General features: G+C 58.9%; 14 protein-coding genes. All 14 read left to right on the top strand.

Features of this window, described 5'->3' with window-relative positions; translation table 11 throughout:
• Nucleotides 1-12: 12 nt before the first annotated feature.
• The 14 genes from TU79_RS00535 to glmS all read left to right on the top strand — a co-directional run bounded on the left by TU79_RS00535 (nucleotide 13) and on the right by glmS (nucleotide 13,199).
• Nucleotides 13-810, top strand: a complete 798-nt coding sequence (locus TU79_RS00535) for a ParA family protein (protein WP_015373363.1) — start codon at nucleotides 13-15, stop codon at nucleotides 808-810.
• Between the two features lie 9 nt (nucleotides 811-819).
• Entirely contained in the window at nucleotides 820-1,692 is an 873-nt protein-coding gene (locus tag TU79_RS00540; RefSeq protein ID WP_057006243.1) for a ParB/RepB/Spo0J family partition protein, read from the top strand.
• Between the two features lie 148 nt (nucleotides 1,693-1,840).
• Entirely contained in the window at nucleotides 1,841-2,248 is a 408-nt protein-coding gene (locus TU79_RS00545; protein ID WP_003177069.1) for a F0F1 ATP synthase subunit I, read from the top strand.
• A gap of 16 nt (nucleotides 2,249-2,264) precedes the next feature.
• Complete coding sequence (atpB, locus tag TU79_RS00550) at nucleotides 2,265-3,134, top strand: F0F1 ATP synthase subunit A (RefSeq protein ID WP_057006244.1); 870 nt, start codon at nucleotides 2,265-2,267, stop codon at nucleotides 3,132-3,134.
• Between the two features lie 133 nt (nucleotides 3,135-3,267).
• Complete coding sequence (gene atpE / locus TU79_RS24905) at nucleotides 3,268-3,525, top strand: F0F1 ATP synthase subunit C (RefSeq protein ID WP_002555987.1); 258 nt, start codon at nucleotides 3,268-3,270, stop codon at nucleotides 3,523-3,525.
• Between the two features lie 56 nt (nucleotides 3,526-3,581).
• Nucleotides 3,582-4,052, top strand: coding sequence for a F0F1 ATP synthase subunit B (locus TU79_RS00560; RefSeq protein ID WP_003177066.1), 471 nt, complete (start codon nucleotides 3,582-3,584; stop codon nucleotides 4,050-4,052).
• 12 nt (nucleotides 4,053-4,064) lie between these two features.
• Nucleotides 4,065-4,601, top strand: a complete 537-nt coding sequence (locus tag TU79_RS00565; protein WP_003233569.1) for a F0F1 ATP synthase subunit delta — start codon at nucleotides 4,065-4,067, stop codon at nucleotides 4,599-4,601.
• A gap of 21 nt (nucleotides 4,602-4,622) precedes the next feature.
• Nucleotides 4,623-6,167 (top strand): F0F1 ATP synthase subunit alpha, encoded by a 1,545-nt coding sequence (atpA, locus tag TU79_RS00570; protein WP_003233567.1) that lies wholly within the window; start codon nucleotides 4,623-4,625, stop codon nucleotides 6,165-6,167.
• Nucleotides 6,168-6,217: 50 nt separating this feature from the next.
• On the top strand, nucleotides 6,218-7,078 hold the full coding sequence (atpG, locus tag TU79_RS00575; protein WP_003233565.1) for a F0F1 ATP synthase subunit gamma: 861 nt from the start codon (nucleotides 6,218-6,220) through the stop codon (nucleotides 7,076-7,078).
• A 27-nt stretch (nucleotides 7,079-7,105) separates the two neighbouring features.
• Nucleotides 7,106-8,482: a F0F1 ATP synthase subunit beta gene (gene atpD, locus TU79_RS00580; protein WP_003233564.1), complete on the top strand. Its 1,377-nt coding sequence runs from the start codon at nucleotides 7,106-7,108 to the stop codon at nucleotides 8,480-8,482.
• Between the two features lie 44 nt (nucleotides 8,483-8,526).
• A complete protein-coding gene (locus TU79_RS00585) occupies nucleotides 8,527-8,943 on the top strand; it encodes a F0F1 ATP synthase subunit epsilon (protein WP_003233562.1) in 417 nt (138 codons plus the stop codon).
• Nucleotides 8,944-9,064: 121 nt separating this feature from the next.
• Nucleotides 9,065-10,432, top strand: a complete 1,368-nt coding sequence (gene glmU / locus TU79_RS00590; protein ID WP_057006246.1) for a bifunctional UDP-N-acetylglucosamine diphosphorylase/glucosamine-1-phosphate N-acetyltransferase GlmU — start codon at nucleotides 9,065-9,067, stop codon at nucleotides 10,430-10,432.
• A 156-nt stretch (nucleotides 10,433-10,588) separates the two neighbouring features.
• Nucleotides 10,589-11,356: a DeoR/GlpR family DNA-binding transcription regulator gene (locus TU79_RS00595; protein WP_057006247.1), complete on the top strand. Its 768-nt coding sequence runs from the start codon at nucleotides 10,589-10,591 to the stop codon at nucleotides 11,354-11,356.
• A 10-nt stretch (nucleotides 11,357-11,366) separates the two neighbouring features.
• The gene (gene glmS / locus TU79_RS00600) at nucleotides 11,367-13,199 is read left to right on the top strand and encodes a glutamine--fructose-6-phosphate transaminase (isomerizing) (RefSeq protein WP_057006248.1); all 1,833 of its coding nucleotides are present in this window, start codon (nucleotides 11,367-11,369) and stop codon (nucleotides 13,197-13,199) included.
• Nucleotides 13,200-13,274: the final 75 nt, after the last annotated feature.

Raw genomic sequence — 13,274 nt, forward strand, 5'->3', positions numbered from 1 at the left:
ACACAAGCAAGAATGGCTAAGGTATTCGCGATAGCGAACCAGAAAGGTGGCGTGGGCAAGACCACCACCTGCATCAACCTCGCAGCGTCGCTGGTCGCGACCAAGCGCCGCGTGCTGTTGATTGATCTCGATCCACAGGGCAACGCCACCATGGGTAGCGGTGTGGACAAACACGGCTTGGAAAACTCGGTCTACGACTTGCTGATTGGCGAGTGTGACCTGACCCAGGCCATGCACTATTCCGAGCACGGCGGTTATCAACTGCTGCCGGCCAACCGCGATTTAACGGCGGCGGAGGTGGTGCTGCTGGAAATGCAGATGAAAGAAAGCCGTCTGCGCAGTGCCCTGGCGCCGATTCGCGAGAACTACGATTACATTCTGATCGACTGCCCACCGTCGCTGTCGATGCTCACGCTCAACGCGCTGGTGGCGGCTGACGGGGTGATTATCCCCATGCAGTGCGAGTACTACGCGCTGGAAGGATTGAGCGACCTTGTGGATAACATCAAGCGCATCGCCGAGTTGCTCAATCCGAACCTGCAGATCGAAGGGCTGCTGCGCACCATGTTCGACCCGCGCCTGAGCCTGATGAACGATGTGTCGGCCCAGCTCAAGGAACACTTTGGTGAGCAGCTGTACGACACGGTGATCCCGCGTAACATCCGCTTGGCCGAAGCCCCGAGCTATGGCATGCCGGCGCTGGCGTACGACAAATCATCGCGCGGTGCCATCGCTTATCTGGCTTTGGCCGGCGAGATGGTCCGCCGTCAACGCCGCAACTCACGCACCGCTGCTGCCCAGCCAACTTAAGGAATCCCCATGGCCGTCAAGAAACGAGGTCTCGGACGTGGACTGGATGCACTCCTGAGTGGTCCGACCGTCACGTCGCTTGAAGAACAAGCGGTACAGGCCGACGAGCGCGAGTTGCAGCACCTGCCCCTGGACCTGATCCAGCGTGGCAAATATCAGCCACGGCGCGACATGGACCCGCAGGCGCTGGAAGAACTGGCTAACTCGATCAAGGCCCAGGGCGTGATGCAGCCGATTGTGGTGCGCCCGATCGGCGGCGGTCGCTTTGAAATCATCGCCGGCGAACGTCGCTGGCGTGCCAGCCAGCAGGCTGGCAAGGACACCATCCCGGCGATGGTGCGCGATGTGCCGGATGAAACGGCCATCGCCATGGCGTTGATCGAGAATATCCAGCGCGAGGACCTCAACCCGATCGAAGAAGCGATCGCCTTGCAGCGTTTGCAGCAGGAATTCCAGCTGACCCAGCAGCAAGTGGCCGAGGCGGTGGGCAAATCCCGCGTGACCGTGTCCAACCTGTTGCGCCTGATTGCGCTGCCGGAAGTGATCAAGACCATGCTGTCTCACGGCGACCTGGAAATGGGTCATGCCCGTGCCTTGCTCGGTTTGCCGGAAAATCAACAGGTTGAAGGGGCGCGACACGTTGTCGCACGAGGCCTGACGGTGCGTCAGACCGAAGCCCTGGTTCGCCAATGGCTCAGCGGCAAACCGGCACCGGTCGAAACGCCCAAGGCCGACCCGGATATCGCGCGGCTCGAGCAGCGCCTGGCCGAGCGCCTGGGCTCTGCGGTACAGATTCGACATGGCAAGAAGGGCAAAGGGCAATTGGTTATCGGATATAACTCGCTTGATGAGCTTCAAGGCGTCCTTGCCCACATTCGCTGAAACATTTACTCATGTAGCGTGTGATCGGAAATCACTACCCGGCAGTTGAATAGGGGCAGAACCGCCCCTATACTCTGCGCGCATTTTGTCGGCACAAATTATGCCAAGTTATTGATTTGCGGCAGCCGACCATTGAGGAGCAAGAGTGATGGAAACCCGCACGCCAAACACGTTGCCGTTCCATCGCTTGGCCGTTTTTCCGGTTTTATTGGCTCAATTTGTCATCCTGCTGATCGCCGCATTGGCGCTTTGGTATGGGCATGGAGTCGTAGCCGGGTATTCAGGACTTTGCGGAGGCCTGATAGCCTTGCTGCCCAATATGTATTTTGCTCACAGGGCCTTTCGGTTTTCCGGCGCCCGAGCAGCCCAGGCTATTGTCCGGTCCTTTTATGCCGGCGAGGCGGGCAAACTGATTTTGACGGCAGTGCTGTTCGCACTGACCTTTGCAGGTGTGAAGCCATTGGCGCCGCTGGCTGTATTCGGCGTCTTCGTGTTGACCCAACTGGTCAGCTGGTTCGCTCCCCTGCTAATGAAAACAAGACTTTCGAAACCTTAGGGCGTTTGAGGCAACCATGGCAGAAACAACCGCTTCGGGCTATATCCAGCACCACTTGCAGAACCTGACCTTCGGTCAGCTTCCCAACGGCGGCTGGGGCTTCGCCCACACCGCAGCAGAAGCCAAAGAGATGGGTTTCTGGGCTTTCCACGTCGATACGCTCGGCTGGTCGGTCGCACTGGGTCTGATCTTTGTCCTGATTTTCCGCATGGCGGCAAAAAAGGCGACTTCCGGTCAGCCAGGTGCCCTGCAGAACTTCGTTGAAGTATTGGTCCAGTTCGTCGATGGCAGCGTGAAAGACAGCTTCCACGGCCGTAGCCCGGTGATTGCACCGCTGGCGCTGACTATCTTCGTGTGGGTGTTCCTGATGAACGCCATCGACCTGATCCCGGTCGACTGGATTCCTCAGTTGGCCATCCTGATCACCGGTGATGCGCACATTCCATTCCGCGCCGTTTCCACCACAGACCCGAACGCTACCCTGGGCATGGCCCTGTCGGTGTTCGCGTTGATCATTTTCTACAGCATCAAGGTCAAGGGCATCGGCGGCTTCATCGGCGAGCTGACCCTGCACCCGTTCGGCAGCAAGAACATCTTCGTTCAGGCGCTGCTGATCCCGGTGAACTTCCTGCTGGAATTCGTCACCCTGATCGCCAAACCGATTTCCCTGGCGCTGCGACTGTTCGGCAACATGTATGCCGGCGAGCTGGTGTTCATTCTGATCGCTGTGATGTTCGGCAGTGGTCTGCTTTGGCTCAGCGGCCTGGGCGTCGTTCTGCAGTGGGCGTGGGCTGTGTTCCACATCCTGATCATCACGCTGCAGGCGTTTATCTTCATGATGCTGACCATCGTCTACCTGTCGATGGCGCACGAAGAGAACCATTAAGACCAGCCTCGGCCAGTCTGATGTCCTTCCCGGTGAAACGGGAAGGTGGCCCCCAAGGGCTATGAAACGATTTGTTTTACCGCTTTAAAATCTAAAAAACCTAAACCATACGACGTAAAAGTCGGGAGGAAAGATGGAAACTGTAGTTGGTCTAACCGCTATCGCTGTTGCACTGTTGATCGGCCTGGGCGCCCTGGGTACTGCCATTGGTTTCGGCCTGCTGGGCGGCAAATTCCTGGAAGGCGCAGCGCGTCAGCCAGAAATGGTTCCAATGCTGCAAGTTAAAATGTTCATCGTCGCCGGCCTGCTCGACGCCGTGACCATGATCGGCGTTGGTATCGCTCTGTTCTTCACCTTCGCGAACCCCTTCGTTGGTCAACTCGCTGGCTGATCACTCGACTTTTCGAGTGATTGGAGTGATGGACAACGAATGAGCGAGGTGTTGGCGTGAACATTAATGCAACCCTGATTGGCCAATCCGTTGCGTTCTTCATTTTTGTAGTGTTTTGCATGAAGTTCGTGTGGCCTCCGGTCATCGCGGCTTTGCACGAACGTCAGAAGAAGATCGCGGATGGTTTGGACGCTGCCAGCCGTGCAGCTCGCGACCTGGAGTTGGCCCAAGAGAAAGTGGGTCATCAACTGCGCGAAGCTAAAGCACAGGCAGCTGAAATCATTGAGCAAGCCAAGAAGCGCGGTAACCAGATCGTCGAAGAGGCTGTTGAAAAAGCCCGCGTCGAAGCTGACCGTGTGAAGGCTTCGGCTCATGCCGAGATCGAACAGGAACTGAACGGCGTCAAAGACGCGCTGCGTGCCCAACTGGGTGCTCTGGCGGTCGGCGGTGCGGAGAAGATCCTCGGTGCCACAATCGATCAAAACGCGCACGCGGAGCTGGTTAACAAACTGGCTGCTGAAATTTAAGCGAGGGCGATCATGGCAGAACTGACCACGTTGGCTCGACCTTACGCTAAGGCAGCCTTCGAGCACGCCCAGGCCCACCAGCAACTGGCCTCTTGGTCAGCCATGCTCGGCCTGGCTGCAGCAGTGTCGCAAGATGACACCATGCAGCGCGTGCTCAAGGCCCCGCGCCTGACGAGCGCAGACAAGGCCGCCACTTTTATTGAAGTGTGCGGCGACAAGTTTGATGTGAAAGTGCAGAACTTCATCAACGTCGTTGCCGAAAACGACCGTCTCCCGCTTCTGCCGGAGATTGCCGCTCTGTTCGACCTGTACAAGGCCGAACAAGAGAAATCGGTAGACGTTGAAGTCACCAGTGCTTTCGCATTGAACCAAGAACAGCAAGACAAACTCGCCAAGGTTCTCAGTGCACGACTCGACCGGGAAGTGCGCCTGCAAGTTGCGGAAGACAGGTCCCTCATTGGGGGCATTGTCATTCGCGCCGGCGACCTGGTTATCGATGGCTCGGTTCGCGGCAAACTCGCGAGCCTTGCCGAAGCATTGAAATCTTGAGTTTGAAGGGGCAGCAGAGCAATGCAGCAACTCAATCCTTCCGAAATAAGTGAAATTATCAAGGGCCGCATCGACAAGCTCGATGTGACCTCCCAAGCCCGTAACGAAGGCACTGTCGTCAGCGTATCTGACGGCATCGTGCGGATTCACGGTCTGGCCGACGTTATGTACGGCGAGATGATCGAGTTTCCGGGCGGCGTCTACGGTATGGCCCTCAACCTGGAGCAAGACTCCGTAGGTGCCGTTGTATTGGGCGCGTACACCAGTCTGGCCGAAGGCATGAGCGCCAAGTGCACAGGCCGCATCCTCGAAGTTCCGGTTGGTAAGGAACTGCTGGGCCGCGTAGTCGACGCACTGGGTAACCCTGTTGACGGCAAAGGTCCACTGGGCAACACCTTGACCGACGCGGTCGAGAAAGTTGCTCCAGGCGTGATCTGGCGCAAGTCGGTAGACCAGCCTGTACAGACTGGCTACAAGGCTGTCGATGCCATGATCCCGGTCGGCCGTGGCCAGCGTGAGCTGATCATCGGTGACCGTCAGATCGGTAAAACCGCTCTGGCGATCGACGCGATCATCAACCAGAAGAACAGCGGCATTTTCTGCGTCTACGTCGCCATCGGTCAGAAGCAATCGACCATCGCCAACGTGGTTCGCAAGCTGGAAGAAAACGGCGCCCTGGCCAACACGATCATCGTGGCTGCCAGTGCGTCGGAATCTCCTGCGCTGCAATTCCTGGCACCGTACTCCGGTTGCACCATGGGTGAATTCTTCCGCGACCGCGGTGAAGACGCGCTGATCGTTTATGACGATCTGTCCAAGCAAGCAGTGGCTTACCGCCAGATTTCCCTGCTGCTGCGCCGTCCACCAGGCCGTGAAGCTTACCCAGGCGACGTGTTCTATCTCCACTCCCGTCTGCTGGAGCGCGCTTCCCGCGTTTCGGAAGAGTACGTAGAGAAGTTCACCAACGGCGCAGTGACCGGCAAAACCGGTTCCCTGACCGCACTGCCGATCATCGAAACCCAGGCTGGCGACGTTTCCGCGTTCGTTCCGACCAACGTGATTTCCATCACCGACGGTCAGATCTTCCTGGAATCGGCCATGTTCAACTCCGGGATTCGTCCTGCAGTGAACGCCGGTGTTTCGGTATCCCGTGTGGGTGGTGCCGCTCAGACCAAGATCATCAAGAAGCTCTCCGGTGGTATCCGTACCGCTCTGGCTCAGTACCGTGAACTGGCGGCATTCGCCCAGTTCGCGTCTGACCTGGACGAAGCGACCCGTAAGCAACTTGAGCATGGTCAGCGCGTTACCGAGCTGATGAAGCAGAAGCAATACGCCCCGATGTCGATCGCTGACATGGCGTTGTCGCTGTATGCCGCTGAGCGTGGGTTCCTGACCGACGTTGAAATCGCCAAGGTCGGCAGCTTTGAACAAGCGCTGATTGCTTACTTCAACCGCGATCACGCCGAATTGATGGCGAAGATCAACGTGAAGGGTGACTTCAATGACGATATCGACGCTGGCATGAAAGCCGGTATCGAGAAGTTCAAGGCCACCCAAACCTGGTAAGCCGCAGCGGGAGCCGCAAGGTTCCCGCTTGCTAACCTGATAGGTGTTACATGGCAGGCGCAAAAGAGATTCGCAGTAAGATTGCGAGCATCAAAAGCACGCAAAAGATTACCAGCGCCATGGAAAAAGTGGCGGTGAGCAAAATGCGCAAGGCACAAATGCGCATGGCTGCCAGCCGTCCTTATGCGGAGCGTATCCGCCAGGTAATTGGGCATCTGGCCAACGCCAACCCGGAATACCGCCACCCGTTCATGATCGACCGCGCCGTAAAGCGTGTGGGTTATGTGGTAGTGAGCAGTGACCGTGGTTTGTGCGGTGGTCTGAATACCAACCTGTTCAAGGCCCTGGTCAAGGACATGGCGGTAAACCGCGAAAACGGCGTCGAGATCGATCTGTGTGTGGTGGGTAGCAAGGGTGCGGCCTTTTTCCGCAACTTCGGCGGTAACGTCGTTGCAGCTATCAGCCATTTGGGTGAAGAGCCGTCGATCAACGATTTGATCGGCAGTGTGAAGGTGATGCTCGATGCATACCTGGAAGGCCGGATTGACCGCCTCTCCGTGGTATCCAACAAGTTCATCAACACCATGACCCAGCAGCCAACCGTGGAGCAATTGATTCCACTGGTGGCGACTCCGGATCAGGAACTCAAGCACCACTGGGACTACCTCTACGAACCAGACGCCAAAGAGCTGCTTGACGGCTTGATGGTGCGCTACGTGGAGTCGCAGGTGTACCAGGCGGTGGTCGAGAACAACGCAGCTGAACAAGCGGCGCGGATGATCGCGATGAAAAACGCTACCGATAACGCCGGTGATCTGATCAGCGATTTGCAGCTGATCTACAACAAGGCGCGTCAGGCTGCGATCACCCAAGAGATCTCGGAAATCGTCGGCGGCGCTGCCGCGGTTTAACGGTTCAAATATTCAGAGGATCCAGCTATGAGTAGCGGACGTATCGTTCAAATCATCGGCGCCGTTATCGACGTGGAATTCCCACGCGACAGCGTACCGAGCATCTACAACGCGCTGAAAGTACAAGGCGCGGAAACCACCCTGGAAGTTCAGCAGCAGCTGGGCGACGGCGTGGTTCGTACCATTGCGATGGGTTCCACCGAAGGCTTGAAGCGCGGTCTGGACGTTATCGACTCTGGCGCAGCCATCTCCGTACCGGTCGGTAAAGCGACCCTGGGCCGGATCATGGACGTATTGGGTAACCCAATCGACGAAGCTGGTCCGATCGACACCGAAGAGCGCTGGGGCATTCACCGTCCAGCACCTTCGTTCGCCGAGCAAGCGGGCGGCAACGACCTGCTGGAAACCGGCATCAAGGTTATCGACCTGGTTTGCCCGTTCGCCAAGGGCGGTAAAGTCGGTCTGTTCGGTGGTGCCGGTGTAGGCAAGACCGTAAACATGATGGAACTGATCCGTAACATCGCCATCGAGCACAGCGGTTATTCCGTGTTCGCCGGTGTGGGTGAGCGTACCCGTGAGGGTAACGACTTCTACCACGAGATGAAGGACTCCAACGTTCTGGACAAAGTGGCACTGGTTTACGGTCAGATGAACGAGCCGCCGGGTAACCGTCTGCGCGTGGCACTGACCGGCCTGACCATGGCCGAGAAGTTCCGTGACGAAGGTAACGACGTTCTGCTGTTCGTCGACAACATCTACCGTTACACCCTGGCCGGTACCGAAGTATCCGCACTGCTGGGCCGTATGCCTTCGGCAGTAGGTTACCAGCCGACCCTGGCTGAAGAGATGGGCGTTCTGCAGGAACGTATCACTTCGACCAAGGAAGGTTCGATCACCTCGATCCAGGCGGTATACGTACCTGCGGATGACTTGACCGACCCGTCGCCTGCCACCACCTTCGCCCACTTGGACGCCACTGTCGTTCTGTCCCGTGACATCGCTTCCCTGGGTATCTACCCGGCGGTCGATCCACTCGACTCGACTTCGCGCCAGCTGGACCCGAACGTGATCGGCCAGGAGCACTACGACACCGCTCGCGGCGTTCAGTACGTGCTGCAGCGCTACAAGGAACTGAAGGACATCATTGCGATCCTGGGTATGGACGAGCTGTCGGAAACCGACAAGCAGTTGGTAAACCGTGCTCGTAAGATCCAGCGTTTCTTGTCGCAGCCGTTCTTCGTGGCTGAAGTCTTCACCGGTGCCTCGGGTAAATACGTTTCCCTGAAAGACACCATTGCTGGCTTCAAAGGCATCCTCAACGGTGACTACGACCACCTGCCAGAACAAGCGTTCTACATGGTCGGCGGCATCGAAGAAGCGATCGAGAAAGCCAAGAAACTGTAATCCTGGCGCCCGGCGACGGGCGCTCATCAGGTTGAGGCAATCAGATGGCTATGACAGTCCATTGCGATATCGTCAGCGCGGAAGGGGAAATCTTCTCCGGTCTGGTAGAAATGGTGATTGCACACGGCGAACTCGGTGACCTGGGTATTGCCATGGGCCACGCGCCGTTGATCACCAGCTTGAAGCCAGGTCCGATCACGCTGACCAAGCAAGGCGGGGAACGTGAGGTGTTTTACATCTCGGGTGGTTTCCTCGAGGTTCAGCCGAACATGGTCAAAGTACTTGCCGACACTGTGCAACGTGCTGGCGACCTGGATGAAGCCTCCGCTCAGGAAGCCGTCAAGGCTGCCGAGAAGGCGCTGAACGAAAAAGGCGCAGACTTCGACTACAGCGCTGCTGCAGTCCGTCTGGCCGAAGCCGCAGCCCAGCTGCGGACGCTCCAGCAGATCCGCAGGAAGTAAGCGGCCACGCCGTAATGCTTATGCGTGATTGATTAAAAAGGGTAGCCTCGGCTACCCTTTTTCTTTTTTGCAAAACACTTCTCTGGTCTGAACCCGGACCGCCCAGGATTGGTAGCCATTCATGTCTCTTGAAATCGTCATTCTCGCCGCAGGCCAGGGCACACGCATGCGCTCCGCCCTGCCCAAGGTGCTGCATCCGGTCGCCGGCAACTCCATGCTCGGCCATGTTATCCACAGTGCCCGGCAGCTGGACCCGCAACGTATCCATGTAGTGATCGGTCACGGCGCCGATGCGGTGCGCGAGCGCCTGGCGGCGGATGACCTCAATTTCGTGTTGCAAGACAAACAACTCGGCACCGGCCACGCCACTGCCCAGGCGGTGCCGTTCATCACCGCCGACACTGTGCTGATCCTCTATGGCGACGTGCCGCTGATCGAAGTCGAAACCCTGCAACGCCTGCTCAAGCACGTAGTGCCTGGCCAGATGGGCCTGCTTACCGTGGAGCTGGACGACCCCACCGGCTATGGACGCATTGTGCGCAACGCCGACGGCAAGGTTGCCGCCATCGTTGAACACAAGGACGCCAGCGAAGCGCAGCGCGCCATCACCGAAGGCAACACCGGGATCATGGCGGTGCCGGCCAATCGCTTGGCGGACTGGATGAGCCGCTTGTCCAACAACAACACTCAGGGCGAGTACTACCTCACCGACGTTATCGAGATGGCCGTGAGCGATAGCCTGGTAGTTGCCACCGAGCAGCCCCACGACCCGATGGAAGTGCAGGGCGCCAATGACCGCAAGCAATTGGCAGAGCTGGAGCGTCACTATCAGTTGCGCGAAGGCCGCCGCCTCATGGCTCAAGGCGTCACCCTGCGCGACCCGGCCCGTTTCGATGTACGCGGTGACGTCACCGTGGGCCGCGACGTGCTGATCGACGTCAACGTGATCCTCGAAGGCCGCGTGATCATCGAAGATGATGTGGTGATTGGTCCGAACTGCGTGATCAAGGACAGCACCCTGCGCAAAGGGGTGGTGGTCAAGGCCAACAGCCATATCGAAGGCGCCGTGATGGGCGAGGGCAGTGATGCCGGCCCGTTCGCGCGTTTGCGTCCTGGCAGCGTGCTGGGCGCTCAGGCCCATGTGGGTAACTTTGTCGAGTTGAAAAACGCTCACCTTGGCCAAAGTGCCAAGGTTGGTCACCTGACTTACCTGGGCGATGCCGTTATCGGCGCACGGACCAATATCGGCGCCGGCACCATCACCTGCAATTACGATGGAGCCAACAAATACCAGACGACGATTGGTGAGGACGTATTCATCGGCTCCAATAACTCGCTGGTCGCACCCGTCACCATTGACGACGGTTCCAACACGGCGGCGGGCTCAACCATTAACCAGAATGTGGATAAGTCCCAACTGGCCGTAGCCCGCGCTCGCCAACGCAACATCGACGGCTGGAAACGCCCGGTCAAACTCCCCAAGACCTGAGTTATCCACAGTGTCATCAGCAACATAAAACCCAATGTGGGAGCAAGCCCCCTCCCACAATTGTCTCGTCGTCGCATTCAAAAATGCACTTGACGAACTTTCACCAATAGGTTTTGATTGCCTTCGTTATCTTTCGAAACGAAACTTATCATCACCATGTCGAAACGAAATACCCCTCAACGTCGCCACAACATTCTGACCTTGCTCAATGAACAGGGCGAAGTCAGCGTGGACGAGTTGGCCAAGCGTTTCGAAACGTCGGAAGTCACCATCCGCAAGGACCTCGCCGCCCTCGAAAGTAACGGCTTGCTGCTGCGCCGCTACGGTGGCGCAATCACCATGCCCCAGGAACTGGTCGGCGATGCAGCCCAACCCATCTCGGCCCACAAACGCGCTATCGCGCGGGCCGCCGTGATGCGTTTACGCGAACACGCCCGCATCATCATCGACAGCGGCAGCACCACGGCCGCGATGATCCCCGAGCTGGGTCACCAGCCGGGCCTGGTGGTGATGACCAACTCCCTGCATGTCGCCCGCGCCTTGAGCGAACTGGAACACGAACCGGTGCTGTTGATGACTGGCGGCACCTGGGACCCCCACTCGGACTCGTTCCAGGGCCAGGTCGCCGAGCACGTGTTGCGCTCCTATGACTTTGACCAGTTGTTCATCGGTGCCGACGGCATCGATCTGGAGCGCGGCACCACCACTTTCAACGAGCTGCTGGGCCTGAGCCGGGTAATGGCCGAGGTCGCCCGGGAAGTGGTGGTAATGGTCGAGTCCGACAAGATCGGCCGCAAGATTCCCAACCTGGAACTGCCCTGGAGCAGCGTCCATACCCTGATCACCGATGATCGCCTGCCGCTTGAGGCCCGCGACCAGATACAAGCCCGCGGCATCACGCTGATATGCGCGGCCATCATCTAGGAGAAATACCATGTGTGGAATTGTAGGCGCCGTCGCCGAACGTAACGTTACCGCCATCCTTATCGAAGGCCTCAAGCGCCTCGAGTACCGCGGCTATGACAGCGCCGGTGTGGCTGTTTTCACCAACGGCGGCAAGCTGGAGCGCATGCGCCGGCCGGGCAAGGTCAGTGAATTGGATCAGGCCCTGGCCGGTGAGCCGCTGGTCGGCCGTCTGGGCATCGCCCACACCCGTTGGGCCACCCACGGCGCGCCGTGCGAGCGCAACGCCCACCCGCATTTCTCCGGCGACCTCGCTGTGGTGCACAACGGCATCATCGAGAACCACGAAGCCCTGCGCGAACAGCTCAAGGGCCTGGGCTACGTGTTCACCTCGGACACCGACACCGAAGTCATCGCCCACCTGCTCAATCATAAGCTCAAGGACCACAGCGACCTGACCACCGCCCTCAAGGCCACGGTCAAGGAACTGCATGGCGCCTACGGCCTGGCGGTGATCAGCGCCAGCCAACCCGACCGCGTGGTCGCCGCCCGCAGCGGTAGCCCGCTGGTAATCGGCCTGGGCCTGGGCGAGAACTTCCTCGCCTCCGACCAACTGGCCCTGCGTCAGGTTACCGACCGCTTCATGTACCTGGAAGAAGGCGATATCGCCGACATCCGCCGTGAAAGCGTGGCGATCTGGGACGTGGACGGCAACTCTGTCGAGCGCGAAGCCGTGCAATACCGCGACGGCGCCGAAGCCGCCGACAAGGGCGAATTCCGCCACTTCATGCTCAAGGAAATCCACGAGCAGCCTTCCGTGGTGCAACGCACCCTCGAAGGTCGCCTCAGCCAGAATCAGGTGCTGGTCAACGCCTTCGGCCCGCAAGCCTCCGAGTTGTTCGCCAAGGTGCGCAACGTGCAGATCGTCGCCTGCGGCACCAGCTACCACGCCGGCATGGTTGCGCGTTACTGGCTGGAAGAACTGGCCGGCATCCCGTGCCAGGTCGAAGTCGCCAGCGAGTTCCGCTACCGCAAGGTGGTGGTGCAGCCCGACACCCTGTTCGTGACCATCTCCCAGTCCGGCGAAACTGCCGATACCCTGGCCGCCCTGCGCAACGCCAAAGAGCTGGGCTTCCTCGCCAGCCTGGCGATCTGCAACGTCAGCATCAGCTCCCTGGTGCGTGAATCCGACCTCACCCTGCTGACCCAGGCCGGTCGCGAAATCGGCGTAGCCTCCACCAAGGCGTTCACCACCCAACTGGTCGGCCTGCTGCTGCTGACCCTGTCCCTGGGCCAGGTGCGCGGCACCCTCGCCCAAGGCATCGAAGCCACGCTGGTGGAGGAACTGCGCCGCCTGCCGACCCGCCTGGGCGAAGCCCTCGCGATGGACAGCACCGTGGAAAAAGTTGCCGAGCTGTTTGCCGACAAAAACCACACCCTGTTCCTCGGCCGTGGCGCGCAATACCCGGTGGCGATGGAAGGCTCCCTCAAGCTCAAGGAAATCTCCTACATCCACGCCGAAGCCTACCCAGCCGGCGAGCTGAAGCACGGCCCGCTGGCGCTGGTGGATGACGACATGCCGGTGGTCACCGTCGCGCCGAACAACGAACTGCTGGAAAAGCTCAAATCCAACCTGCAGGAAGTACGTGCCCGTGGCGGCCAACTGATCGTGTTCGCCGACGAAAAAGCCGGCATGACCAATGGCGAAGGCACCCACGTCATCAACATGCCGCACATCCACGACACCCTGTCGCCGATCCTCTACACCATCCCGCTGCAGTTGCTGTCGTACTACGTGGCCGTGCTTAAAGGCACCGACGTCGACCAACCGCGTAACTTGGCCAAGTCGGTGACGGTGGAGTAATAAGCCACGTGCCTGGAGGCCGTAGTGAAGCTACGAAATAAAGTCTGTCGGAAATAAATAAAGTCTGTCGCTGGC

Origin of the sequence: Pseudomonas trivialis (assembly GCF_001439805.1) — a bacterium.
Lineage (GTDB): Bacteria > Pseudomonadota > Gammaproteobacteria > Pseudomonadales > Pseudomonadaceae > Aquipseudomonas > Aquipseudomonas trivialis.